Below are 23,801 nucleotides of genomic sequence, written 5' to 3' on the forward strand. Positions count from 1 at the left end.
TCCCGGTCAGCGGTGCAGGGTGCCCTGGATGGCGCCGGCGGGGTACGTCGGGTTGTGCACGTTGACGTAGTAGCGACGCGGGTGCGCGAGGATCCTCGCGATCGTCCGCTTCGGCACGCCGGTGGCGCACCTCGGGCCGCCGGTCACCGACCCGTGCAGGTCGACGACGATGCCGCCGTCCGATGCCCGGTGGATGTGGGCGGCGTCCGGTGCCTCGATGTTGCGCCAGGTGATGGTGGCGCACACCGTCCTCCGCGCCTTGTTCAGCGTGAGCGTCGCGGTGCCCGAGCCGTCCACGTCGCCACTGGGACGCAGCGTGGTCGAGAGCCGTTGAGTCGCGCGCTCGGCCGGCGCGGCGCCGGCGGGGGCGACGAGGCCGGTGAGGCTGGCCGTGGCGAGGAGCGCGAGCCCCGCTGCGCAGGTCCTGGTCGTGGTGTCCATGAGGTGGACACGTGCCGGCCGGCCAGCGGGTTCAGCGCTTGTTCCAGTGGTCGACGATGTCGTCCTGGCTCAGCGCCTGGTTGTAGACCGCGACCGCGTCGACGTTCATCGCGATCGACGGCGTGGGGAAGCCGGTGCCGGTCGGCATCGAGCCGTAGCCGACCCGCCACCAGCCGAGGTAGCCCTCGGGCAGCGTCACTCCGCCCTCGGCGACCTTCACGCCGTCGGCGTAGATCCGCGCGGTCGACTGGAAGGGCACGCCCAGCACGCTCTGGGTCGACACGCTCACCGCGACGTGGTGCCACGCGCCGTCGTTGTAGGCCTTGGTGGACCGGACGACCTGGATGGCGTACGGATCCCACGCGCCGTAGACGAGCCGGCCGTTCGGGTCGAGGTGCAGGGTGCGGTCGTAGCGGCTCGAGGTGGTGTCGCGGCTGTTCTCGAAGCCGATCAGCTTGCCGGTGTCGGTGGTCTTGAGCCACAGCTCGGCGGTGAACGACGACGGCGCCCAGCGCGCGTTGCCGTCCTCGACGATGCGGTCGGAGCCGCCGCCGAGCAGCACCGAGGAGCCCGGGTTGTTGGGGAGCGCGCCCGGCTGCCCGTAGGCGTCGATCCCGTAGTAGGTGCCCAGCCGGTTGTTGCCGGACCAGTCGCTGGCGACGACGCCGCCGGTGGCGTCGAGCAGCCACAGGAACTCGGGGCCGTCGGCCTTCACCGCCGCCGGGTAGGTCTGGAGCAGCCCGGGCGCGACCGTGAACGAGTTGCCGCTGTCGCGGGTGCGCGCGGTGAACGCCGCCGAGGCCGTGGGGATCGAGCCGGCGGTGACCGCCAGTGCGGTGACGACGACCGCACCGACGGCGGCGCCGCGGGCGACGCCGGGCGCGCGGCTCGGGGACGCGTGCCGGCCCGGGCTGCGCCGCGGGAGCAGCGGCGGCAGGCGGACGACGTCGGCACCGGAGCCGGTCTCGTCGTCGGCGTCGTCCTCGATCTCGTCGAGGTCGTCGTCGACCAGCCTGCGGGAGGCGAGCCGGAAGGCGCCCATGGTCAGGACCAACCAGCCGAAGAGCCGCAGGAAGTCGCCGGTCTGGGGCCAGTGGACCGGCTTGCCGACGTAGGGGACGAGCAGCACGGCCTGGCGGGTGAACGCCTCGCGGGCCACCGGCGTGGAGTCGGTGAGGTCGTTGGCGTCGCCGGCGGTGGTGAACAGGCCGTCGTCGCGCCGCTCCACGACCCGGTGCAGGAGCAGCTCGCCGTCGTCCTTGGCAGGGTTCTCGAAGAGCATCACCCGGCCGACCGGCAGCTTGGACTCGGTGCCGATGTCCTGGGTCAGCGCGATGTCGCCGACCGAGATGCCTGGCTCCATCGACCCGCTCCTGACGAGGAAGGTGCCCCACCCCCAGAGCATCGGGATGACGCTGATCGCAACCAGGGTGAGCAGCATCGCCCGGTAGGCGCGGGCCATCAGGATGCCGAGGACCCGGGTCCACCCCCATGCGGTGGACCCGACCTCGGCCGAGGTGGGGGGAGGTGTGGCCGTCCCTCGCACGTGCCGCACCTCCTCACTCATCTCGTCGTCCTTCGTGGTGACCCTGAGGTCAGTTGGACTGCAGCTCCCACTGGAAGTCGAAGCCCGTGTGCGCGCCCTGGAGCTGGTCGATCTGGGTCTGGGTCAGACCGGAGGTGTCGAATGACCAGGTGATCTGGTAGGTCCGGGTGGAGGTGCCGGCGGGCACGTCCCAGCCACCGACCGCGGTGGCGTAGGAGTTGGCCTGGAACAGCTGGGACATGGGGGTGCTCGTGAAGACGTCGCCCGTCTTCACGAAGCCGTTGCAGCTGGCGAACGAGCCGCCGTCGCCCTCGGCGACCGACATCTTGATGCGGTCCTCGAGGCCCTTGCCCGACGGGATCGGGTTGACGACGTAGCCCCTGACCTTGCCCGGCACGGACGCGTTGGCCGTGACCTTGATGCAGCGGGTGTCGGTGTCGCCCGGCTTCATCGAGGCGACCTGGAAGCGGGCCGCGCCGTTGTCGTCGTCGGTCAGCGCGACGCTGCCGGTCGAGAAGTCGTTGCCCGAGGTGCGGGTCTGGCCGGTGAACGCGGCGTACGACGCCTGGTAGACCATCGCGCCGGCGGCGACGACGGCGAGCGGGGTGACGGTCGCGGCCATCACCTTGGTGGCGCGCGGGCTGGGCTTCTTCATGCATGTCTCCTGAGGTGGTTCCGACCCCCCGGCTTCTCCGGGGCACGGCACCGTTCCGGGCCGAGGGTTCGAGAGCGTGGCGAGCAGGCGCGGACGCACGTCCGGCCAGTCGACTCCTCAAGGTTGACGTTTCAACCTGAGTGGAACCTCAAGAAACTTGCAGATCCCGCCGTGAAGACTCGCCCGACCGCTGCGAGGATGGCCCCATGGGACCGCTGCTCGGCGAGGACGGCTTCGCGCGCTGCCCGTGGGCGGGCGGCCCGGGCGTGATGCGCGACTACCACGACCACGAGTGGGGTCGGCGGGTGAGCGGCGAGGCGGCATACCTCGAGCGGCTGACGCTCGAGGCGTTCCAGTCGGGGCTGTCCTGGTCGACGATCCTCAACAAGCGCGAGGCCTTCCGGGAGGTCTTCGCGGGCTTCGACGCCGACGCGGTCGCGGCGTACGACGACGCGGACGTCGAGCGGCTGATGGGTGAGTCACGCATCGTCCGCAACCGGATGAAGATCGACGCCGCGATCACCAACGCACGCGCGACCGTGGCGCTCCGCGAGTCGGGGGGGCTCGAGGCGCTCGTCCTCGGCTTCGCGCCGACCGACCCGCCCGCCTGGCACGACACCGCGGAGATGGCGACCACCTCGGCGGAGTCCGTCGCGCTCTCGAAGGAGCTGAAGCGGCGCGGCTTCGCGTTCGTCGGCCCGACCACGATGTACGCCCTGATGGAGGCGATCGGGATCTTCGACCCGCACCTGATCGGCTGTCACCGCCGCGGCAGGTGAGCGAACCACAGCAGCACTGCCCCTGCGGCCACGAGGGTCCACCCCGGACCGTCCGCGAGCCCCGCCAGCGTGAGGGCGCCGCCGAGCAGGCCGACGGCGACGAGCGCGCCCGAGAGCCGGGCGAACACCGGTTGGCCGAAGAGCCGCGCGAACGGGGCGAAGTGCGCGCCGACGACCGTCACGACCCAGATCGGCACCAGCTCGGCCCGGTCGGCCGCGCGGAGGACGGCGGAGCCGAGCGGGATCGCGGCGACCATCGCGAGCACGCAGACGCCGTACCAGCGCACGGCGGCCGGCGAGGGCGGGGGCGGCGGCTCGGCGTCGGAGCGTGCGTAGCGCACGATCGTCGCCAGGACGGCCAGGCCGGCGACCACGCCCACAGTCCGGATGATGGCCTCGCCGGGCAGTCCGCCCGCGCCCAGCTGCACGAACACCTCGCCGCCGACCACGCCGACCGAGCTGCCGAATGCCCGTCCGTCCCAGCTCATCGGGCGACGTCGCACTCGCGGGGCATGGCGCCCAGCGAACCACCCGCAATCCTCTGGTGCCAGCGGCGGCTCAGCGCAGGGCAGCTGCCGCCGAGGCGAGGCTGCTGATCCGGTCCCAGTCACCGGACGCGACGGCGTCGGCTGGTGTCAGCCAGGAGCCGCCGACGCAGCCGACGTTGGGCAGCGCCAGGTACGACGCGGCGCTGGCGGCCGTGATCCCGCCGGTCGGGCAGAAGCGGGCCGACGGCACCGGTGCCGCGATCGACTTCAGGAAGTCGACGCCGCCGGACGCCTCGGCCGGGAAGAACTTGAGCTCGGTGCAGCCCGCCTCGAGCGCGGCCAGCACCTCGGACACGGTGCCCACGCCGGGGAGGAACGGGAGGTCCGTGTCCTGCATGGCGTGCAGGATGTGCCCGGTCGTGCCCGGCGAGACCAGGAACTGCGCCCCCGCGTCGGCGGCCAGCTTGGCCTGACCGGGCGCGACGATCGTGCCCGCGCCGACGAGGATCTCCGGGACCTCCGCCGAGATCGCGCGGATCGCCTCGAGGGCCTCCGGCGTGCGCAGCGTCAGCTCGATCACCGGCAGGCCGCCGGCGACCAGCGCACGAGCGATGCCGACGCCCTCCTCCGCGGAGTGGGCGACGACCACCGGCATCACCGGGACGACATCAAGCAGGCTGCGCAACAGGGACCTCCTGGCCAGGGGCGGTGACGCCCGGGAACACGCTCGCGCCGGTGTCGGCGGAGCCCACCGTGGCCCGGAAGGCCGCGAACAGCTCGCGCCCGGTGCCTGCCCACTCCGGGCCCTGCGGGGCCCGGCCGGTGATCGGGCGCTGCTGCAGCTCGGTCGGGTCGACGTGCAGCTCGAGGCGGCCGGTGGTCGCGTCGACGGTGATGACGTCGCCGTCGGCGACCCGGGAGAGCGGGCCGCCGAGCGCTGCCTCGGGGGTGACGTGGATGGCGGCGGGCACCTTGCCGGAGGCGCCCGACATCCGCCCGTCGGTGACGATCGCGACCCGCTGGCCGCGGTCCTGGAGCACGCCGAGGGCCGGGGTGAGCTTGTGCAGCTCGGGCATGCCGTTGGCGGCCGGGCCCTGGTAGCGGATCACCGCCACGAAGTCCCGCCCGTCGAGCGCACCCTCGCCGAACGCCGCGAGGAAGTCGTGCTGGTCGTCGAAGACCAGCGCCGGCGCGGAGACGACCCGGTGCTCGGGCTTGACCGCCGAGGTCTTGATGACGGCCCGGCCCAGCGGGCCGGCGAGCATCTGGAGCCCGCCGTCGGCGGAGAACGGGTCGTCGGCGGGACGGAGCACCGCGTGGTCGAGCGAGGCCTTCGGCCCCTCCTCCCACGTCAGGTCGTCACCGCGCAGGACCGGCTCCCGCGTGTAGTGGGAGAGTCCGCGCCCGGCGACGGTGCGCACGTCCTCGTGCAGCAGCCCCGCGCGCAGCAGGGTGTGCACGAAGAACGCCATCCCGCCGGCGGCGTGGAAGTGGTTCACGTCGGCCTCGCCGTTGGGGTACATCCGCGTGATGAGCGGGACCACCGCCGACAGGTCCGACATGTCGTCCCAGGTCAGCGTGATCCCGGCGGCGCGGGCGATCGCGACGAGGTGCATCGTGTGGTTGGTCGAGCCGCCGCTCGCCAGCAGCGCGACGACGGCGTTGACGACCGCCCGCTCGTCGACGATCTCGCCGATCGGGGTGGGGTCGCCGCCCTGACGGGTCAGCTCGACGACCCGGCGGCCGGCGGCCTTCGTGAGCGCGTCGCGCAGCGGGGTGCCGGGGTTGACGAACGACGAGCCGGGCAGGTGCAGGCCGAGCACCTCCATCAGCAGCTGGTTGGAGTTCGCGGTGCCGTAGAACGTGCAGGTGCCGGCGGAGTGGTAGGACGCCGCCTCCGCCTCGAGCAGCTCCTCGCGGCCGACCTTGCCCTCGGCGTACAGCTGGCGGACCCTGGCCTTCTCGGAGTTCGGCAGGCCCGACGTCATCGGTCCGGCCGGCACGAACACGGTCGGCAGGTGGCCGAAGGACAGGGCGCCGATCAGCAGGCCCGGCGTGATCTTGTCGCAGACGCCGAGCATGAGCGCGCCGTCGAACATGTCGTGGGAGAGCGCGATCGCCGCCGACATCGCGATCACGTCGCGGCTGTAGAGCGAGAGCTGCATGCCGTCGCGGCCCTGGGTGATGCCGTCGCACATGGCCGGCACGCCGCCGGCGAACTGGGCGATGCCGCCGGCCCGGATCACCGCCTTCTTCAGCGCCTCGGGGTAGTCGCGGTAGGGCTGGTGCGCCGAGAGCATGTCGTTGTAGGACGACACGATCGCGACGTTGGGCTTCACGACGCCGCGGAGCGCGAGCTTGCCCTCGGGCTCCGCGGCGGCGAATCCGTGCGCCAGGTTGGCGCAGGCCAACCGGCCGCGCGCGGGTCCGGTGTCGGCGGCCGCGCGGATCCGGCGGAGGTACTCCGCGCGGCCCTCGGCGCTGCGCTCGACGATCCGCGCGGTGACCTCACGGACGACGGGGTGGATGGCGGGGTGCACGGCGGGGTGGAGGCTCACTGGTCGGTCTCCTGCCAGGTACGGCCGTCCCGCTCGAGGAGCATCGCGGCGGCGGTCGGTCCGGTGGTGCCGGCCGGGTAGCGCTTGGGCCGGTCGGGCGAGCCCGCCCAGCGGCGCAGGACGGGCTCGGTCCACGTCCAGGCGGCCTCGACCTCGTCGCGCCGCATGAAGAGGGTGGGGTTGCCCTTGATGACGTCCATGAGCAGCCGCTCGTAGGCGTCGGGGAGCCGCGCGTCGAACGCCGCGGCGTAGCTGAGGTCCAAGGAGACCGGGCGGAGGCGGTAGCCCCCGGGCCCGGGCTCCTTGGCGGTGAGGTGCAGGCGCATGCCCTCGTCGGGCTGGACCAGGATGTGCAGCCGGTTGGGCGCTGTGACGCCCTCGGCTCCCGGGAACATCGAGTGCGGCGGCTCCTTGAAGAACACCACGATCTCCGACGCCCGGCGGTCCATCCGCTTGCCGGTCCGCAAGTAGAAGGGGACACCGGCCCAGCGCCAGTTCTGCACCTCGGTCTTGAGGGCCACGAAGGTCTCGGTGCGCGAGCCCCCGTGGCCGAGGTCGTCGGAGTACGACGGCACCGGGGCGCCGTCGACCAGCCCGACGTCGTACCGACCCCGCACGGTGTCGCGGTCCACCGCCTCGGGCGTCATCGGCTGCAGCGCGTGCAGGACCTTGACCTTCTCGTCGCGGACGGTCTCGCGCCCGACGTACGTCGGGGGCTCCATCGCCACCAGGCACAGCAGCTGCAGCAGGTGGTTCTGCACCATGTCGCGCAGCGCCCCGGCCTGGTCGTAGTACTCGCCGCGACCGCCCACGCCGACGGTCTCGGAGACCGTGATCTGCACGTGGTCGACCCAGCGGGAGTTCCAGAGCGGCTCGAGGAACGTGTTGGCGAACCGGGTGACGAGCAGGTTCTGCACGCTCTCCTTGCCGAGGTAGTGGTCGATGCGGAAGATCTGCGACTCGTCGAAGACCCGGCCGACCGCCTCGTTGATCTCCCGCGCCGAGGCGAGGTCGTGGCCGATGGGCTTCTCGAGCACGACGCGGGCCCGCTCGTCGACGACGCCGATCTCGTCGAGGCGCTGGCAGATCGAGCCGAAGAGCCGCGGGGCGACCGCGAGGTAGAAGACGCGCACGGCGTCCTCAGGGTGGGCGCGCTCCTTGAGCAGCGCGTGGAAGCGGTCCCAGTCCGCCGGGTTCTGGGCGTCGAGGCGCAGGTGGTAGAGCCGGGCCAGGAAGCGGTCCAGGACCGGGGTCAGCAGCTGCTCCGCCGCGACGAACGTCTGGAGGGAGCCATGGACGGCCTCCCGCCAGGCGGCGTCGTCGAGGTCGGACATCGAGACGCCGAGGATCCGGTAGTCCGCGGGCAGCTGGCCCTCGAGGTCACGGTGGTAGAGCGCCGGCAGCAGCTTGCGCAGCGCGAGGTCGCCGGTGCCGCCGAAGACGGTGAAGTCGCACGAGCTCGGGAGCACGTGAGTGGCGGGGGTTGCGTCCATGTCAGTCACGGTAAAGAGCCTTTCGGCCCTTTGCAAGCACTACTAAGGCCTTTTCAAGTTCAAAGTGGGCGGGTTTATGCTCTCGCCCGTGACCCAGACGTCCACCCGGAACGGCACCGCACCCGCCGCTCGCCCCGACGGCCGCGACAGCGCGGCCCCCGCGACGGCCGGCGAGCTGCTCGACCTGGTGCGCAGCGGCCGGGCCAGCACCCGCTCCCAGCTGCGCGCTCTCACCGGCCTCTCCCGCACCGCGATCACCACCCGGGTCAGCTCGCTGACCTCCGCGGGTCTGCTGCTGCTCGGCGAGGAGCTGGCCTCGACCGGCGGCCGGCCGCCCGGCGCCCTGGTCTTCAACCAGCACGCCGGCGTGGTGCTCGCGATCGCGATCGGCCGCTCGCGCAGCCAGCTCGCCGTCGCGGACCTCGACGGCCAGGAGCTCGCGTCGGACTCGCGCGACCACGAGGTGGGCGTCGGGCCGGACGAGCTGATGACCGAGATCGCCCAGCGGCTCGCGACGCTGCTCGACGGCGTCACCGCGCCGGTGTGGGGCGTGGGGCTGAGCCTGGCCGGCACCCTCGACCCCGACCGGGGCGTGAGCATCGGCTCCCCGGTCATGTCCGGGTGGGACGGCGTCGAGCTGGCGCCGTACCTCGAGAGCGTGACCCGCGCGCCGCTCTTCGTCGGCAACGACGCCGACGTGCTGGCGCGCTCCCAGCTGCTCGGTCGGTCGGCGGCGCTCGAGGACGTGCTGGTCGTCAAGGCCTCCACCGGCCTCGGCCTCGGCATCATCGCCGACGGCCGGGTGCTGAGCGGCCACATCGGCGCGGCGGGCGAGATCGGGCACACCAAGGTGCCGGCGGCCGACGGCCTGCCCTGCCGGTGCGGTGCCACTGGCTGCCTGGAGACGCTGGCGGGCGGCTGGGCGCTGGTCGACCGCGCCCAGGAGGCCGGCCGCGACATCGAGCACGTCCGCGACCTCGTGGCGCTCGCGCTCCAGGGCGACCCGGCGGCGCGCGGCCTGCTGCGCGACAGCGGCCGCGCTCTCGGCGAGGTGCTCGCGGTGGCGATCAACCTGCTCAACCCGGCGGCGGTCGTCATCGGCGGCGACATGGAGCCGGCGTTCGACTTCCACGTCGCCGGCGTGCGCGAGAGCGTCTACGCGCTCGCCGCGCCGCTCGCGACCCGTGACCTGCAGTTCCTGCCGGCGGCGCACGGCGACCGGGCCGGCGTGGTCGGGTGCGCCGCGCTGGCGCTGGACCACGTGCTCGCCCCGGTCGCCGTCGACCTCCGGCTGGCCGACCAGCAGCAGCCCTGACCCGCGAGTCGGCGCATCTTGTCCGCCTGGACCCGCCGAGTCGGCGCATCTTGTACGGCAGGCGGGCAAGACGCGCCGAGTCGCGCCCGCTAGGTGGGCAAGACGCGCCGAGTCGCGGGAAGGAGCTAGCCGACGTCGTGTGACATCGAGTCCACGACGACGGCGATCGCCAGGACCAGCGCCGGGTCCTCGCCGGCGGCGACCTCCACGCCGTACGTGTCGGCGATCCGGAACCACTTCTTCGAGACCTCGGCGATCTTGTGGCCGTCGCGCTCGATCTCGTACTCGTGGTCGACGATGTTGCCCTGCACGTCGAGCCCCTCGCCGCCGGCGACGTCGACCTTGAAGCGCTCGCGCAGCGGCGAGATCATCGCCTTCTTGACGGTGGCGACCGTCTCGCCGCCGGCGCTCTCGATCGTCATCGTGTCGCGGATGCTCAGCATCCGCTCCTGGATCTTGAGCAGCTCCTGCCCGGACGGGTCCTCGATGACCAGCGTCTCGCGGACCCGCAGCGCCTTGCCGTTGACCTTGAAGACGCGCTGGCCCTGCTCGTCCTCGATCCAGTAGTCGTCACCGATCGAGAAGAGCTTCTCGCGCATCCGGTACGTCGTACCGCTGCCGCCCCGTCGCTCCTCGCGTCGTTCCTCGCGCCGGTCCTGGCGTCGATCCCTGAGTCCCATGCCCCTCACTGTCCACCCGCGCGGACGCTGCGACCATCGCCCGATCCGGGTGACCGCGCCGCCACGGCCCACTAGCGTGCCGGTGTGACCCGAGTCCACGCCTTCGGAGACGACGCCCTCGGCACCTTCGACGCGGTCGGGCTGGTGGCCGCCATCCAGGAGGGGGAGGTGTCGATCCCCGAGGTGATCGACGCCGCGATCGCCCGCACCGAACGCGTCGCGCCCGACCTGAACGCGGTGGCCCACCGTGCCTACGACCGGGCCCGGGTGGAGGCCTGGGACCCGCGGGGCGGCTTCTTCGCCGGCGTCCCGACCTTCGTCAAGGACAACGTCGACGTCCGGGGCCTGCCGACCCAGCAGGGCTGTGACGCCTACACCGCCCGCCCCGCGGCTCTCGACGGCGACTTCGCGCGGATGTACCTCGCGACCGGGCTGGTCCCGCTCGGGAAGACCCAGCTGTCGGAGTTCGGCTTCAGCGCCGCGGCCGAGCATCCCCGGCTGGGCCCGGTCCGCTCGCCCTGGGACCTCGACCGCTCGGCCGGTGCGTCCTCCGCCGGCTCCGCCGCGCTCGTCGCGGCCGGCGCCGTCCCGATCGCGCACGCCAACGACGGCGGCGGCTCGATCCGGATCCCGGCCTCGGTCAACGGCCTCGTCGGGCTCAAGCCGACCCGCGACCGGCTCGCCCAGGACCGGCTCACGCACCAGATGCCGGTGCGGATCGTCGCCGACGGCGTCCTCACCCGGTCGGTGCGGGACACCGCGGCCTTCCTGCGCGAGGCCGAGCTCGTCTACCGCGAGCTGCGGCTGCCGCCGATCGGCGACATCACCCGGCCGGGCCGGACCCGGCTGCGGATCGCCGTCCACACGGGCGGGATCGGCCGCCGGTCGGCGCCGGAGGTCGAGGAGCTCACCCGGAAGGTCGCCCACCTGCTGGAGGAGCTCGGGCACCACGTCGAGGAGGTGCCGCACCCGGCGCCCGCGACCGTCCCCGAGGACTTCCTCCTCTACTGGTCGTTCCTCGCGATGGTCACGGTCCGCTCCGGCCGGCGCACCTTCGGCCCGACCTGGCGACGCGACCAGCTGGACAACCTGACGCTCGGCCTGGAGCGGCACTGCCGCCGTCGACTGCACCTGCTGCCGCGCGCGATCGGCCGGCTGCGCCGGCTGGGGCAGGTCTCCGCGCAGTTCCACAGCCGGTACGACGTGGCGCTCACGCCGACGCTGGCCCACGAGACGCCGCTGGTCGGACACCTCGACCCGACCGCGCCGTACGAGCAGATCATGGAGCGACTTCTGGACTGGGTGGCGTTCACCCCGTGGCAGAACGCCACCGGCGACCCGGCGGTCTCCCTGCCGCTCGCGACGACCGCCTCCGGCCTCCCGCAGGGCATGATGTTCGCGGCCGGCGCGGGCCGCGAGGCCACCCTCCTGGAGCTCGCCCACGAGCTCGAGGAGGCGGCTCCCTGGGCCTGGATCACGGGCTGATCAGGGGTGCCTCGGCCGGGGGTCCGGGCCGATTTCGCGGAACCCGCCACCCCCGTGTAGCGTTCTCCGTCGTTGCCCCTTTAGCTCAGTCGGCAGAGCGTCTCCATGGTAAGGAGAAGGTCTACGGTTCGATTCCGTAAAGGGGCTCTGGGAGAGGTTGCGCCGCCCGAGTAGATTGGGCGGGGCCGCCGAGCCCGTGTGGCGGGGTAGCTCAGGCGGTTAGAGCACACGACTCATAATCGTGGTGTCGCGGGTTCGAGTCCCGCTCCCGCTACCAGACAGACCAGCGACACCCAGTACCGACTCGAAGGACTTCCCGTGGCCAGCAAGAGCAGCGACGTTCGCCCGAAGATCACTCTCGCCTGCGTGGAGTGCAAGGAGCGGAACTACATCACCAAGAAGAACCGCCGCAACGACCCCGACCGGCTCGAGCTGGCGAAGTTCTGCCCGCGGTGCCGCAAGCACCAGGCGCACCGCGAGACCCGCTGACCAGTCAGCACCGACGCTTCGCGATCGACCCGCCCGGCACCGCCGGGTGGGTCGATCGCTATTTTGGCTCCATGCCAGTCGACCAGTCGCTCGTCGGCCGGACCTTCCCGCCGACCGCGCCGCGCGCCGTCACCGAGGAGCAGGTCCGGGACTTCGTCACCGCCACGGGCGGGGAGTACGACGGCGGGCCGGCCCCGGCGACGTACCCGTTCGTGGTGGCGTTCGAGGCCATGAACGCCTTCCTCGAGGCCGAGCAGATCGACCTCTTCCGGATCGTCCACGGCGAGCAGCGGTTCACCTACGAGCGCCCCGTGGTGCCCGGCGACGTGCTGACCGCGACGCTGACCGTCGCGAGCCTGCGCCAGATCGGCGGCAACGACATCATCGGCATCACCAGCGACATCACCGACGACTCGGGTGCGGTCGTCTGCACGGCCGCCTCGACCGTGGTCCACCGGGGGGCCGACGCATGAGCCTGGCGACCCAGACGTTCACCATCACCCGCGCCGACCTGGTCCGCTACGCCGCGGCCAGCGGCGACCAGAACCCGATCCACCAGGACGAGTCGGTCGCCACCAGCGTCGGCCTGCTCGGCGTGATCGCGCACGGCATGTACACGATGGCGCTCGCCGCCCGGGCGGTGTCGACCTGGTTCCCCGGCGCCGAGGTCGTCAGCCTCGGCTGCAAGTTCACCAACCCGGTGGTCGTCCCCGCCGAGGGCGGGGTCGAGGTCGAGGTCGCCGGCGAGGCGAAGGAGGCCGACGGCCTGACCACCGTCGCGCTCACCGTCACGTCTGGTGGCCAGAAGGTCCTGGGCATGCCGAAGGCCGTGCTCCGGGAAGCGACGCTGCGTGCCTGAGCTGAAGGACCACACGACGCTCCGGCTCGGTGGCCCGGCCGAGCGCTGGGTCCGCGCGACGACCGAGGAGCAGCTGATCGACGCGCTCGTCGAGGCCGACACCGCCGGGGTCCCGGTGCTGGTGCTCGGCGGCGGCAGCAACCTCGTCGTCGCCGACGCCGGCTTCGCGGGCACGGTGATCGAGGTGGCCACCACCGGCGCCGAGATCGACGCCGACGACGCCCCCGCCTGCGGCGGCGCGAACGTCACCATCGCGGCGGGGGAGGGGTGGGACGACCTCGTCGCGCTCGCCGTCGACCGCGGCTGGATCGGCATCGAGGCGCTCTCGGGCATCCCCGGCTCCATCGGCGCCACCCCGATCCAGAACGTCGGCGCTTACGGCCAGGAGGTCAGCCAGACCATCGCCCGCGTGCGGGTGTGGGACCGCACTCTGCGCGGGGTGCGCACGTTCGCCAACGCCGACTGCCGGTTCGGCTACCGAACGTCCCGGTTCAAGGCCGACCGCCTCGACCCTTGGGGAGGCAGGCACGTCGTCCTGTCGGTGACCTTCCAGCTCCGCCAGGGCGACCTGAGCGCTCCCGTGGCGTACGCCGAGCTCGCCCGCGCGCTCGGCATCGAGGTGGGTCAGCGCGCCCCGCTGGCCGACGTACGGCGGGCAGTGCTCGCGCTGCGCGCCGGCAAGGGCATGGTGCTGGACCCGGCCGACCACGACACGTGGAGCGCCGGCTCGTTCTTCACCAACCCCGTCGTCGACGCCGACCGGGTGCCCGAGGGGGCGCCGGCCTGGCCGCAGCCCGACGGCCGCGTCAAGACGAGCGCCGCCTGGCTGATCGAGCGCTCGGGATTCGCCAAGGGGCACGGCAACGACCGGGTCGCCCTGTCGACCAAGCACACCCTGGCCCTCACCAACCGCGGCGCCGCCAGCACCGACGACCTGCTGGCCCTGGCCCGCGAGGTGCGCGACGGCGTGGCCGAGCGGTTCGGCATCGAGCTCGTCAACGAGCCGGTGCTGGTCGGCGCCGAGCTCTAGCTCAGTGGGTCGAGCTCAGTAGGTCGAGCTCGAGGTGTCGGCGACCGCGATCAGCACGATCAGCGCGGCGAAGCCCAGCACGCCGAGGATCAGCAGGACCGTGCCGACGATGCCCATGATCTTGCCGGCGTTGGCCTGGTCGCGACCGCTGTAGGTGCCCGGCGGCGCCGCGTCGATCTCCTTGACCGCCTTGGCGCCGATGGCCCACGCGAACGGCGAGACCACGAAGGTCAGGCAGGTGACCAGACCGGCCAGGCCCACGATGCCCAGCACCATCGCCAGGGTCGCCGACGGGTGCTTCGGCGCCTGCGGGCGGTAGCCGTAGGCCTGCGCCGGATAGCCGTACGGCGCCTGGGGCTGCTGCTGGTAGGGGTTGGGCTGCTGCGTCTGGCCGTAGGGCTGGCCGTAGGGCTGGCCGTAGGGCTGCTGGGATGGCTGCGGGGCACCGTACTGCTGCTGCATCTGCTGGTCGAAGCGCTGGGTGCTCGGCGGTGTCGGGGGCGCGGGCGGCGGAGGCGGGGCGCCGTAGGGGCTCGGCGGGGTGGGCTCGTTCTCGTCCCGCGGCTCGTCCGGTCCGGTCGTCGTCATGGGCCCATCTTGTCAGGAGCCGACGGGTCAGGAGCCGGAGTGCCACGCGTCGATGTCGGCCAGGATCGCGGACTTGACGCCGTCGGGGGCGCGCGAGGCGCGCACCGACATCCGGGCCAGCTCGGCGAGCTCGTCGTCGGACAGGTCGTGGGCGGCGCGCATCGTGGCGTACTGCCCGGCCAGCCGGGAGCCGAACAGCAGCGGGTCGTCGGCGCCGAGCGCCACCGTGGCGCCGGCGGCGAGCAGCGTGGGCAGCGGCACCGACGTCAGGTCGGAGTAGACGCCCAGGGCGACGTTGGACACCGGGCAGACCTCGAGCGCTACGCCCTGCTCGACGATGCGGTCGAGCAGCGCAGGGTCCTCGGCGGCGCGCACGCCGTGGCCGAGCCGATCGGCGCCGAGGGAGTCGAGACAGACTCGGATGTGCTCGGGGCCGCGCAGCTCTCCCCCGTGCGGCGCCAGCAGCAGCCCGGCCCGCTCGGCGATGTGGAACGCCGGCGCGAACTCGTCCGTGCGGCCGCGGCGCTCGTCGTTGGAGAGCCCGAAGCCGACGACCCCGCGGTCGGCGTACTGGGCGGCCAGGCGGGCGAGGGTCCGGGCGTCCAGCGGGTGCCGGGTGCGGTTGGCGGCGATCACCACCGCCATGCCGAGCCCGGTGGTCGCCGACGCCTCCGCCACGGCGTCGAGCACCAGGTCCGTGAAGGCCGTGATCCCCCCGAACCGCGCGGCGTAGCCGCTCGGATCGACCTGGATCTCCAGCCACCGACCGCCGTCGCGGACGTCGTCCTCGGCGGCTTCCCGCACCAGGCGGCGCACGTCGCCCTCGGTGCGCAGCACCGAGCGCGCCACGTCGTAGAGCCGCTGGAAGCGGAACCAGCCCTTCTCGTCGGCCGCCGAGAGCTGCGGCGGCCAGTCCCGCACGAGCTGGTCGGGCAGTGCGATCCCGTCCCGTTCTGCGAGCTCGAGCAGCGTCGAGTGCCGCATGGAGCCGGTGAAGTGCAGGTGCAGGTGCGCCTTCGGCAGCTCCAGGAGGTCTCGCATCACCCGGAGCCTAGTGGGATCAGGCGAAGAGCTTCTGCAGGCGGGTGATGCCCTCGACGATGTCGTCGTCGCCGAGCGCGTAGGACAGCCGCAGGTAGCCGGGCGAGCCGAACGCCTCACCGGGGACCACGGCCACCTCCGCCTTGTCGAGGATGTGCTCCGCGAGCTCCGCCGAGGTGGTGATCGTGCGCCCGTCGTACTCCTTGCCGAGGAGCCCCTTCACCGACGGGTAGGCGTAGAACGCGCCACCCGGCAGCGGGCACAGCACCCCGTCGATCTCGTTGAGCATCGAGACGATCGTCTTGCGGCGGCGGTCGAAGGCCGCCTTCATCTCGTCGACCGCCGACAGGTCGCCCTCGAGGGCCGCGATGGCCGCCCGCTGGGAGACGTTGGCGACGTTGGAGGTCGCGTGCGACTGCAGGTTGGTGGCCGCCTTGACGATGTCGGCGGGGCCGAGGATCCAGCCGACCCGCCAGCCCGTCATCGCGTAGGTCTTGGCGACCCCGTTGACGACCACGGTGTGGTCGGCGAGCTCGGGGCACAGCACCGGCAGCGAGCCGGTCTCGATGTCGTCGTAGACCAGGTGCTCGTAGATCTCGTCGGTCAGCACCCACAGCTCGTGCTCCTCGACCCAGGCACCGATCGCCCGGACCTCGTCGGCCGTGTAGACCGCGCCGGTCGGGTTCGACGGGGAGACGAAGAGCAGCACCTTGGTGCGCTCGGTGCGCGCCGCCTCCAGCTGCCCGACAGTGACCTTGTAGTCCTGGGTCTCGTCGGCGAGCACCTCGACCGGCACGCCGCCGGCGAGCTGGATCGCCTCGGGGTAGGTGGTCCAGTACGGCGCGGGCACGATCACCTCGTCGCCCGGGTCGAGCATCGCGGCGAAGGCCTCGTAGATCGCCTGCTTGCCGCCGTTGGTGACCAGCACGTTGGCCGGCTCGACCTCGAGGCCGCTGTCGCGGCGCGTCTTCTCGACGATCGCCTTCTTGAGCTCGGGCAGGCCGCCGGCCGGCGTGTAGCGGTGGTTCTTGGCGTCGCTGCAGGCGGCGATCGCGGCGTCGACGATGTAGCCCGGCGTCGGGAAGTCCGGCTCGCCGGCTCCGAAGCCGATGACCGGCCGACCCTCGGCCTTCAGCGCCTTGGCCTTCGCGTCGACCTTGAGGGTCGCGGACTCGGCGATGGCGCCGATCCGCTGCGAGACGCGACGGGAGCGGGGGGAGGAGGCGGGGGAGGTCATGGCCACCATCGTAGGCTGGGCCGGCGGCCGACCCGGAGCCGGTTTGGACTCTGGATCGACCCACCCCGTAGACTCCGTGTCTGGTGGATTCCCACAGGCTCGACGCTGCCCTGCGGCAGGTCGGTCCGGGGGTCCTCCGCCTCGCAGAAGCCTGCGAAGGGCACTAGCTCAACTGGCAGAGCATCGGTCTCCAAAACCGAAGGTTGGGGGTTCAAGTCCCTCGTGCCCTGCAACGAACCGACCAGCGAGACACACGAACGGCGGCCCCCGGGCCGTCCGAGGAAAGGATGAGGAGTGCCGGAGAGCAAGGCAGTCCACGGTGGCCGAGGCGGGGCAGCCCGCAAGCGCACCAGCATCCCCACGTTCTACCGCCAGGTGGTGGCCGAGCTCCGCAAGGTCGTCTACCCGACCCAGGAGCAGCTGGTCACCTACTTCATCGTGGTGATGGTGTTCGTGGTCGTCATGATGACGATCGTCTCGCTGCTCGACCTCGGCTTCGGCAAGCTCGTGTTCGCGATCTTCGCCGGCGGATCCAACTGATCCGGCCCCCGCGCCGGATGTCCATAGCAGTACCAACGTGATGGAGCAGGACGTGTCTGAGCACGAGCAGGACTCGGTGGAGACCGAGGAGACCGCGACTGCCGAGCCGACGCTCGAGGACCAGTACGGCGAGCCCAACGACGGCCCCGAGGTCGAGGACGACCCGCGCCTGGACGCCGAGTTCACCGACGAGGACACCGACGAGACCTTCGGCGTCGACGCCCATGTCGCCGACGGCTCGTCGCTGGAGCTCTCCGAGGCCGACGGCGACGAGGCACCCGCCGACCGCGACGACACCGACGGCGACGCCGACGAGGCTGCCGACGAGGACGCCGCCGACGACGACCCGCTCGAGGCCTTCCGCCGCGAGCTGTGGGCCAAGCCGGGCGACTGGTTCGTCGTGCACACCTACTCCGGCATGGAGAACCGGGTGAAGTCGAACCTCGAGAACCGCATCATCTCCCTCAACATGGAGGACTACATCCACGAGATCGTGGTCCCCACCGAGGAGGTCGCCGAGATCAAGAACGGCCAGCGCAAGATGGTCAAGCGCACCGTTCTCCCCGGCTACGTCCTGGTCCGCATGGACCTCACCGACGAGTCCTGGGCCGCCGTCCGGCACACCCCGTCGGTGACCGGGTTCGTGGGCCACAGCCACCAGCCGGTGCCGCTGTCGATGTCCGAGGTCGAGAGCATGCTCGCCCCGGCCGTCGTCGCCCGCGCCGAGGCCGAGGCCGCCGCCGCCGGCTCCACGACGCCCGGCTCCGCCACGACCGCGAAGAAGCCGGTCGAGGTCGCCGACTTCGCCGTCTCCGACTCCGTCATGGTGGTCGACGGCCCGTTCGCCACGCTGCACGCGACGATCACCGAGATCAACGCCGAGTCGCAGCGCGTCAAGGCCCTCGTCGAGATCTTCGGCCGCGAGACCCCGGTCGAGCTGAGCTTCTCCCAGATCCAGCGGGTCTGAGGATTTCCCGCTCGGCCGCGGGCGGAGCACAATAGTTCGGTTGCCCTCGGGCAGCAGCAGGTGGCAGAGGCGTACGAGTACGCCTCGTCATGACCACGAGACAGAAAGAGAAGCAGCATGCCTCCCAAGAAGAAGATCGCCGCACTCGTCAAGGTGCAGCTCCAGGCCGGCGCCGCGACGCCCGCCCCGCCGGTCGGTACCGCCCTCGGTCCGCACGGTGTGAACATCATGGAGTTCTGCAAGGCGTACAACGCCCAGACCGAGTCGATGCGCGGCAACGTGATCCCGGTCGAGATCACCATCTACGAGGACCGCTCGTTCACGTTCATCACCAAGACCCCGCCGGCCGCTGAGCTGATCAAGAAGGCTGCCGGTCTGCAGAAGGGCTCGGGCGTCCCGCACAAGGAGAAGGTCGGCAAGCTGACCAAGGACCAGGTGCGCCAGATCGCCGAGACCAAGATGCCCGACCTCAACGCCAACGACGTCGAGGCCGCCATGAAGATCGTCGAGGGCACCGCCCGCTCGATGGGCGTCACCACCGACTGAAGACGTGGGAGGGCCGCGCTGGCCCGTTAACCACATTCTTTCCAAGAGAGAAGAGAAGCTCATGCAGCGCAGCAAGACCTACCGCGCGGCCGCCGAGACGTTCGACAAGAACGAGCTCTACGCCCCGCTGGCCGCGATCAAGATCGCCAAGGGTTCCAGCAAGAAGAAGTTCGACGAGACCGTCGACGTGGTCATGCGCCTCGGCGTCGACCCCCGCAAGGCCGACCAGATGGTCCGCGGCACCGTCAACCTGCCGCACGGCACCGGCAAGACCGCTCGCGTCCTCGTGTTCGCGAACGCGGACAAGGCCGAGGCCGCCCGTGAGGCCGGCGCCGACTTCGTCGGTGGCGACGAGCTCATCGAGAAGGTCGCCGGCGGCTGGCTCGACTTCGACGCCGTCGTCGCGACGCCGGACATGATGGGCAAGGTCGGCCGCCTCGGTCGCGTCCTCGGTCCGCGCTCGCTCATGCCGAACCCGAAGACCGGCACCGTGACGCCGGACGTGGCCAAGGCCGTGTCCGACATCAAGGGCGGCAAGATCGAGTTCCGGGTCGACCGGCACGCGAACCTGCACTTCATCATCGGCAAGGCCTCGTTCTCCGAGGTCGCCCTGGCGGAGAACTACGCCGCGGCGCTCGAGGAGGTCCTTCGTCTGAAGCCGGCCAGCTCCAAGGGCCGCTACATCAAGAAGGTCACCGTCTCCACGACCATGGGCCCCGGTGTCCAGGTCGACCCCAACCGCACGCGCAACGTCGCGTCCGAGGACGAGGGCGTCCAGGCCTGACCCAGGCCCCTGTCGAAGGCCCGTCACCCGCGTGGTGGCGGGCCTTCGCCGTTCCACGGGCCGTGCGGCGCCCGCGATTTGGTGCCGGCCACCTCTGCGCCGTACTGTTCTCGACGAAACCAAAGACCGCCGGTTGTCACGCTGCGAATGCAGCAGGACCGAAGGTGCCGCGGAAGCGGACGGCCAGCGCAGGTGACAGAGCACGAAGACACTTCACGCCCTGAGCCTGCGCTCGGGGCGTTCGTCTTCTCCGGAGCCGGGACCAGTGGTCACCACCGGAAGGAGACCCATGGCGCGGGCAGACAAGCAGGCAGCCGTCGCGGAGATCGTTGAGTCGTTCAACGAGTCCGCCGGTGCTGTGCTGACCGAGTACCGCGGTCTCACCGTGAAGCAGCTGCAGGACCTGCGGCGCTCCCTCGGTGCGAACGCCAGCTACGCCGTGGTCAAGAACACGCTCGCCAAGATCGCCGCCTCCGAGGTCGGCATCGAAGGCTTCGACGACCTGCTGACCGGCCCGACCGCCATCGCCTTCATCAACGGCGACGTCGTCGAGGCGGCCAAGGGTCTGCGTGACTTTGCCAAGGCGAACCCCACCCTTGTCATCAAGGGTGGCGTCCTGGACGGCAAGCCCCTCGACGCGTCGGAGATCGCCAAGCTGGCGGACCTCGAGTCGCGTGAGGTGCTCCTGGGCAAGCTGGCCGGCGCGATGCTCGCGTCGCTCAGCCAGGCCGTCTACCTGCTCAACGCGCCGCTCGCCCAGGCCGCCCGCCTCGCGGGTGCCCTCCAGGCGAAGGCCGAGCAGGACCCCTCGATCCTCGCAGGTGGTGCCGGCACGCCGGTCGCCGCCGAGGAGGCCCCGGCCGAGGAGGCTGCCCCCGAGGCGGCCGCCGAGACCGAGGCCCCCGCCGACGAGGCCCCTGCTGCGGAGGCTGACGCCCCCGCCGCCGAGGCCTCCGACGAGGGCGAAGCCACCGAGGCCTGATCTTCGGATCAGCTCGGTACACACCACCTGAAACCCGGTCCAGGGGCTCCCGTCCCGGACCACCGAATGGAAGGAAACGCCACCATGGCGAAGCTCAGCACCGACGAGCTCCTCGACGCGTTCAAGGAGATGACGCTGATCGAGCTCAGCGAGTTCGTGAAGCAGTTCGAGGACACCTTCGGCGTGACCGCCGCTGCCCCGGTTGCCGTTGCGGCCGCCCCGGCCGCGGGTGGCGCTGCCGCCGCTGGCGGTGGCGACGACGCCGCTCAGGACGAGTTCGACGTCGTCCTCGAGTCCGCTGGTGACAAGAAGATCAACGTCATCAAGGAGGTGCGCGGTCTCACCTCCCTCGGTCTGAAGGAGGCCAAGGAGCTGGTCGAGGCCGCCCCCAAGGCCGTCCTCGAGAAGGTCAACAAGGAGGCCGCGGACAAGGCCAAGGAGGTCCTCGAGGCCGCCGGCGCCACCGTCACCCTCAAGTGACGCTCCGCTAGTCGCTCTTCGCGAGGGGCGGTCCACCCGACAGGGTGGGCCGCCCCTCGTCACATTTCCCGCCATCCCCGGGACCAGACGTGGGTGTAACCGCCGTCACGCGGGGAAAGAAACCGGCGCGTAACTTCGCGGTCCGGGGCGCGTTGTTACCGGGCAGGGAGACGGGGAGTGGGTGCCGACGCGCTGTCGTGCGCGGCGACGAAGGAGGGACGAGGCGGTCATGGGCGTAGAGATCAAGGTCGAACACCTCAGCAAGTCGTTCGGCAAGCAGCTCATCTGGGGCGACGTGACGCTGACCGTCCCGGCCGGCGAGATCTGCGTGATGCTGGGTCCCTCCGGCACCGGAAAGTCGGTCTTCCTCAAGACGCTGATCGGCCTGCTCAAGCCCGACCAGGGCTCCATCCTCATCGAGGGCACCGACATCGCGACCTGCTCGGAGAAGGACCTCTACGAGATCCGCAAGCTCTTCGGCGTGCTGTTCCAGGACGGCGCCATGTTCGGCTCGATGAACCTCTACGACAACGTCGCGTTCCCGTTGCGCGAGCACACGAAGAAGTCCGAGTCGGAGATCCACGAGATCGTCATGGAGAAGATGGACCTCGTCGGCCTCCTCGGCGCCGAGGACAAGCTCCCCGGTGAGATCTCGGGCGGCATGCGCAAGCGCGCCGGCCTGGCCCGCGCGCTGGTGCTCGACCCGGAGATCGTGCTCTTCGACGAGCCGGACTCCGGCCTCGACCCGGTCCGCACGGCGTTCCTCAACCAGCTCATCGTCGACCTCAACGCCCAGATCGACGCGACGTTCCTCATCGTCACCCACGACATCAACACCGCTCGCACGGTCCCGGACAACATCGGTCTGCTCTACCACCGCCACCTCGCGATGTTCGGCCCCCGCGAGATGCTGCTCTCCTCCGAGGAGCCGGTGGTCCGGCAGTTCCTCAACGCCCAGCGGGTCGGTCCGATCGGCATGTCGGAGGAGAAGGACGCCGACGAGCTCGCGGCCGAGAAGGACCAGGAGCTGCCCCCGCTCCCGCCGATCCCGCTGCAGCTCGACCCCTCCAACGGCATGCCGCGCCGCAGCCAGCGACCGCCGGGCGAGTGGTGCCGCGAGAACGGCGTGACGCCGCCGCCGGGCTCGTTCAACGAGAACATGTCCATGGCCGTCGGCGGCTGACGGAGGTCGTTCGATGTCCTCCATCACCGCCAGCCGGGCCCTCGCACCCGTCGGGACCGCAGGCAAGCTCTTCGCCTTCGGCCTCGACGTCATGCGCGGGATGTTCCGGCGGCCCTTCCAGATGCGGGAGTTCATCCAGCAGGCGTGGTTCATCGCCTCGGTGACGATCATCCCCACCGCGCTCGTCGCGATCCCGTTCGGCGCCGTGATCGCGCTGCAGGTCGGCGGGCTCATCAAGCAGTTCGGCGCCCAGTCCTTCACCGGCTCGGCCGCCGTGCTGGCCGTCGTCCGCGAGGCCGGACCGATCGCGACCTCCCTCCTCATCGCAGGTGCGGCGGGCTCCGCCATCGCCGCCGACCTCGGCGCGCGCAAGATCCGCGAGGAGCTCGACGCGATGATGGTGCTGGGCATCGACCCGATCCAGCGCCTCGTGGTCCCGCGCGTGCTGGCCTGCATGCTGGTGGCGTTCTTCCTCAACGGCCTCGTCAGCGTCGTCGGCGTCTCCGGCGGCTACGTCTTCAACGTCGTCCTCCAGGACGGCACGCCGGGCTCCTACATCGCCAGCTTCACCGCGCTCGCCCAGCTCCCCGACCTCTGGCAGGGCATGCTCAAGGCCCTCGTCTTCGGCGTGATCGCCGCGGTCGTCGCCTGCTACAAGGGCATGAACGCCGCCGGCGGCCCGAAGGGCGTCGGTGACGCGGTCAACGAGTCGGTCGTCGTCACCTTCATGCTGCTGTTCATCGTCAACTTCGTGATGAGCGCGATCTACTTCCAGCTCGTCCCACCGAAGACCGGATAGACGTGATGGCCAGCATCCGTGCGGTCTACGACCGACCCGCCCGCTTCCTCGACAACCTCGGCAACGAGCTGTTGTTCTTCATCAGCGCGCTCGCGTGGACGCCGCGCACGCTACGGCGCTACAAGAAGGAGATCCTGCGCATCCTCGCCGAGGTGACGCTCGGCTCCGGCGCCCTCGCGGTCATCGGCGGCACCGTCGGCGTCATCGTCGCGATGTGCTTCTTCACCGGCACCGAGGTCGGGCTGCAGGGGTACGCCGCCCTCAACCAGATCGGCACCGCTGCGTTCTCGGGCTTCGTGTCCGCCTACTTCAACACCCGGGAGATCGCGCCGCTCGTCGCCGGCATCGCGCTCGCGGCCACCGTCGGCTGCGGCTTCACCGCCCAGCTCGGCGCGATGCGCATCTCCGAGGAGATCGACGCGCTCGAGGTGATGGCGATCCCGTCGCTGCCGTTCCTCGTGACCACCCGGATCATCGGCGGTCTGGTCGCGATCGTCCCGCTCTACGTGGTCGGCCTGCTGGCGTCGTACTTCGCGACCCGGCTCACCGTCACCCAGTTCTTCGGTCAGAGCACGGGCACCTACGACCACTACTTCAACCAGTTCCTGCCGCCCGGCGACGTCCTGTGGTCCTTCGGGAAGGTCCTGGTCTTCGCGGTCACCGTCATCCTCATCCACTGCTACCACGGCTACAACGCCTCGGGTGGCCCGGCCGGCGTGGGCGTCGCGGTCGGCCGCGCCGTGCGCACGAGCATCGTCGCGATCAACGTGATCGACCTGTTCCTGTCGATGGCGATCTGGGGCGCGACGACGACCGTCCGGATCGGCGGCTAGTCG

At 71.3% G+C, this 23,801-nt stretch carries 27 protein-coding genes and 3 tRNA genes; 19 read left to right on the forward strand and 11 right to left on the reverse strand.

Annotated features, from left to right (window positions below):
• Window positions 1-6: 6 nt before the first annotated feature.
• From HZF07_RS18375 to HZF07_RS18385, 3 genes are read right to left on the reverse strand one after another with little or no spacing between them, the layout of a single operon-like run.
• Window positions 7-441: a CHRD domain-containing protein gene (locus HZF07_RS18375; RefSeq protein WP_157343648.1), complete on the reverse strand. Its 435-nt coding sequence runs from the start codon at window positions 439-441 to the stop codon at window positions 7-9.
• Between the two features lie 31 nt (window positions 442-472).
• A complete protein-coding gene (locus HZF07_RS18380) occupies window positions 473-2,008 on the reverse strand; it encodes a signal peptidase I (protein WP_157343650.1) in 1,536 nt (511 codons plus the stop codon).
• Window positions 2,009-2,036: 28 nt separating this feature from the next.
• The gene (locus tag HZF07_RS18385; RefSeq protein ID WP_157343651.1) at window positions 2,037-2,642 is read right to left on the reverse strand and encodes a hypothetical protein; all 606 of its coding nucleotides are present in this window, start codon (window positions 2,640-2,642) and stop codon (window positions 2,037-2,039) included.
• A gap of 206 nt (window positions 2,643-2,848) precedes the next feature.
• On the opposite strand from HZF07_RS18385, the gene HZF07_RS18390 reads away from it, so the two are divergent.
• Entirely contained in the window at window positions 2,849-3,421 is a 573-nt protein-coding gene (locus tag HZF07_RS18390) for a DNA-3-methyladenine glycosylase I (protein ID WP_157343653.1), read from the forward strand.
• Here HZF07_RS18390 and HZF07_RS18395 read toward each other — a convergent pair.
• The 4 genes from HZF07_RS18395 to zwf all read right to left on the reverse strand — a co-directional run bounded on the left by HZF07_RS18395 (window position 3,403) and on the right by zwf (window position 7,960).
• Window positions 3,403-3,909 (reverse strand): hypothetical protein, encoded by a 507-nt coding sequence (locus HZF07_RS18395; protein ID WP_157343655.1) that lies wholly within the window; start codon window positions 3,907-3,909, stop codon window positions 3,403-3,405. The two genes, HZF07_RS18390 and HZF07_RS18395, sit on opposite strands and share 19 nt — an antisense overlap.
• 70 nt (window positions 3,910-3,979) lie before the next feature.
• Window positions 3,980-4,594 carry a bifunctional 4-hydroxy-2-oxoglutarate aldolase/2-dehydro-3-deoxy-phosphogluconate aldolase gene (gene eda / locus HZF07_RS18400; protein WP_232523072.1) on the reverse strand — a complete coding sequence of 205 codons (615 nt, stop codon included), beginning with the start codon at window positions 4,592-4,594 and terminating at the stop codon, window positions 3,980-3,982.
• The gene (edd, locus tag HZF07_RS18405; protein ID WP_181645361.1) at window positions 4,578-6,467 is read right to left on the reverse strand and encodes a phosphogluconate dehydratase; all 1,890 of its coding nucleotides are present in this window, start codon (window positions 6,465-6,467) and stop codon (window positions 4,578-4,580) included. Before edd ends, eda begins: the two co-directional genes overlap by 17 nt.
• Complete coding sequence (gene zwf, locus HZF07_RS18410; protein ID WP_157343657.1) at window positions 6,464-7,960, reverse strand: glucose-6-phosphate dehydrogenase; 1,497 nt, start codon at window positions 7,958-7,960, stop codon at window positions 6,464-6,466. Before zwf ends, edd begins: the two co-directional genes overlap by 4 nt.
• 88 nt (window positions 7,961-8,048) lie before the next feature.
• Here zwf and HZF07_RS18415 point away from each other — a divergent pair, with 88 nt between their 5' ends.
• A complete protein-coding gene (locus tag HZF07_RS18415; protein WP_309504839.1) occupies window positions 8,049-9,275 on the forward strand; it encodes an ROK family protein in 1,227 nt (408 codons plus the stop codon).
• Window positions 9,276-9,400: 125 nt separating this feature from the next.
• On the opposite strand, the gene HZF07_RS18420 is transcribed toward HZF07_RS18415, so the two are convergent.
• A complete protein-coding gene (locus HZF07_RS18420; protein ID WP_157343661.1) occupies window positions 9,401-9,955 on the reverse strand; it encodes an LURP-one-related/scramblase family protein in 555 nt (184 codons plus the stop codon).
• Between the two features lie 84 nt (window positions 9,956-10,039).
• Between HZF07_RS18420 and HZF07_RS18425 the strand changes: the two genes are divergently transcribed.
• From HZF07_RS18425 to HZF07_RS18455, 7 genes are all read left to right on the forward strand, one after another.
• Window positions 10,040-11,440, forward strand: a complete 1,401-nt coding sequence (locus HZF07_RS18425; protein WP_181645362.1) for an amidase — start codon at window positions 10,040-10,042, stop codon at window positions 11,438-11,440.
• A 74-nt stretch (window positions 11,441-11,514) separates the two neighbouring features.
• A tRNA-Thr gene (locus HZF07_RS18430) sits at window positions 11,515-11,587 on the forward strand.
• A gap of 53 nt (window positions 11,588-11,640) precedes the next feature.
• A tRNA-Met gene (locus HZF07_RS18435) sits at window positions 11,641-11,717 on the forward strand.
• A gap of 41 nt (window positions 11,718-11,758) precedes the next feature.
• Window positions 11,759-11,929, forward strand: a complete 171-nt coding sequence (gene rpmG, locus HZF07_RS18440; protein ID WP_017932999.1) for a 50S ribosomal protein L33 — start codon at window positions 11,759-11,761, stop codon at window positions 11,927-11,929.
• A 71-nt stretch (window positions 11,930-12,000) separates the two neighbouring features.
• Window positions 12,001-12,402 carry an FAS1-like dehydratase domain-containing protein gene (locus HZF07_RS18445; RefSeq protein ID WP_157343663.1) on the forward strand — a complete coding sequence of 134 codons (402 nt, stop codon included), beginning with the start codon at window positions 12,001-12,003 and terminating at the stop codon, window positions 12,400-12,402.
• Window positions 12,399-12,788, forward strand: a complete 390-nt coding sequence (locus tag HZF07_RS18450; protein WP_157343678.1) for a MaoC/PaaZ C-terminal domain-containing protein — start codon at window positions 12,399-12,401, stop codon at window positions 12,786-12,788. Before HZF07_RS18445 ends, HZF07_RS18450 begins: the two co-directional genes overlap by 4 nt.
• Entirely contained in the window at window positions 12,781-13,818 is a 1,038-nt protein-coding gene (locus HZF07_RS18455; RefSeq protein WP_181645363.1) for a UDP-N-acetylmuramate dehydrogenase, read from the forward strand. Before HZF07_RS18450 ends, HZF07_RS18455 begins: the two co-directional genes overlap by 8 nt.
• A gap of 15 nt (window positions 13,819-13,833) precedes the next feature.
• On the opposite strand, the gene HZF07_RS18460 is transcribed toward HZF07_RS18455, so the two are convergent.
• Genes HZF07_RS18460 through HZF07_RS18470 form a run of 3 tightly spaced genes read right to left on the reverse strand, consistent with a single transcriptional unit; the run spans window position 13,834 to window position 16,684 of the window.
• Window positions 13,834-14,406, reverse strand: a complete 573-nt coding sequence (locus HZF07_RS18460) for a DUF4190 domain-containing protein (protein ID WP_157343679.1) — start codon at window positions 14,404-14,406, stop codon at window positions 13,834-13,836.
• 27 nt (window positions 14,407-14,433) lie between these two features.
• Window positions 14,434-15,447, reverse strand: a complete 1,014-nt coding sequence (locus HZF07_RS18465; protein WP_157343680.1) for an adenosine deaminase — start codon at window positions 15,445-15,447, stop codon at window positions 14,434-14,436.
• A 19-nt stretch (window positions 15,448-15,466) separates the two neighbouring features.
• A complete protein-coding gene (locus HZF07_RS18470; RefSeq protein ID WP_198346425.1) occupies window positions 15,467-16,684 on the reverse strand; it encodes a pyridoxal phosphate-dependent aminotransferase in 1,218 nt (405 codons plus the stop codon).
• A 157-nt stretch (window positions 16,685-16,841) separates the two neighbouring features.
• Between HZF07_RS18470 and HZF07_RS18475 the strand changes: the two genes are divergently transcribed.
• The 10 genes from HZF07_RS18475 (at window position 16,842) to HZF07_RS18520 (ending at window position 23,798) form a co-directional block, all read left to right on the forward strand.
• Window positions 16,842-16,914, forward strand: a tRNA-Trp gene (locus HZF07_RS18475).
• A 64-nt stretch (window positions 16,915-16,978) separates the two neighbouring features.
• A complete protein-coding gene (gene secE, locus HZF07_RS18480; protein ID WP_181645364.1) occupies window positions 16,979-17,224 on the forward strand; it encodes a preprotein translocase subunit SecE in 246 nt (81 codons plus the stop codon).
• 40 nt (window positions 17,225-17,264) lie between these two features.
• Entirely contained in the window at window positions 17,265-18,191 is a 927-nt protein-coding gene (gene nusG / locus HZF07_RS18485) for a transcription termination/antitermination protein NusG (RefSeq protein WP_396954825.1), read from the forward strand.
• 117 nt (window positions 18,192-18,308) lie between these two features.
• Window positions 18,309-18,737 carry a 50S ribosomal protein L11 gene (rplK, locus tag HZF07_RS18490; protein WP_157343682.1) on the forward strand — a complete coding sequence of 143 codons (429 nt, stop codon included), beginning with the start codon at window positions 18,309-18,311 and terminating at the stop codon, window positions 18,735-18,737.
• A gap of 61 nt (window positions 18,738-18,798) precedes the next feature.
• Window positions 18,799-19,521 (forward strand): 50S ribosomal protein L1, encoded by a 723-nt coding sequence (rplA, locus tag HZF07_RS18495; RefSeq protein ID WP_157343683.1) that lies wholly within the window; start codon window positions 18,799-18,801, stop codon window positions 19,519-19,521.
• Window positions 19,522-19,810: 289 nt separating this feature from the next.
• Entirely contained in the window at window positions 19,811-20,503 is a 693-nt protein-coding gene (gene rplJ, locus HZF07_RS18500; RefSeq protein ID WP_157343684.1) for a 50S ribosomal protein L10, read from the forward strand.
• 84 nt (window positions 20,504-20,587) lie between these two features.
• Complete coding sequence (gene rplL, locus HZF07_RS18505; protein WP_157343685.1) at window positions 20,588-20,983, forward strand: 50S ribosomal protein L7/L12; 396 nt, start codon at window positions 20,588-20,590, stop codon at window positions 20,981-20,983.
• A gap of 229 nt (window positions 20,984-21,212) precedes the next feature.
• Window positions 21,213-22,166, forward strand: coding sequence for an ABC transporter ATP-binding protein (locus HZF07_RS18510; protein ID WP_157343686.1), 954 nt, complete (start codon window positions 21,213-21,215; stop codon window positions 22,164-22,166).
• Between the two features lie 13 nt (window positions 22,167-22,179).
• Window positions 22,180-22,965: an MlaE family ABC transporter permease gene (locus HZF07_RS18515; RefSeq protein ID WP_157343688.1), complete on the forward strand. Its 786-nt coding sequence runs from the start codon at window positions 22,180-22,182 to the stop codon at window positions 22,963-22,965.
• 5 nt (window positions 22,966-22,970) lie between these two features.
• The gene (locus tag HZF07_RS18520; protein WP_157343690.1) at window positions 22,971-23,798 is read left to right on the forward strand and encodes an MlaE family ABC transporter permease; all 828 of its coding nucleotides are present in this window, start codon (window positions 22,971-22,973) and stop codon (window positions 23,796-23,798) included.
• Window positions 23,799-23,801 lie beyond the last annotated feature (3 nt).

This window comes from Nocardioides agri, from assembly GCF_013778305.1.
Classification (GTDB): Bacteria; Actinomycetota; Actinomycetes; order Propionibacteriales; family Nocardioidaceae; genus Nocardioides; species Nocardioides agri.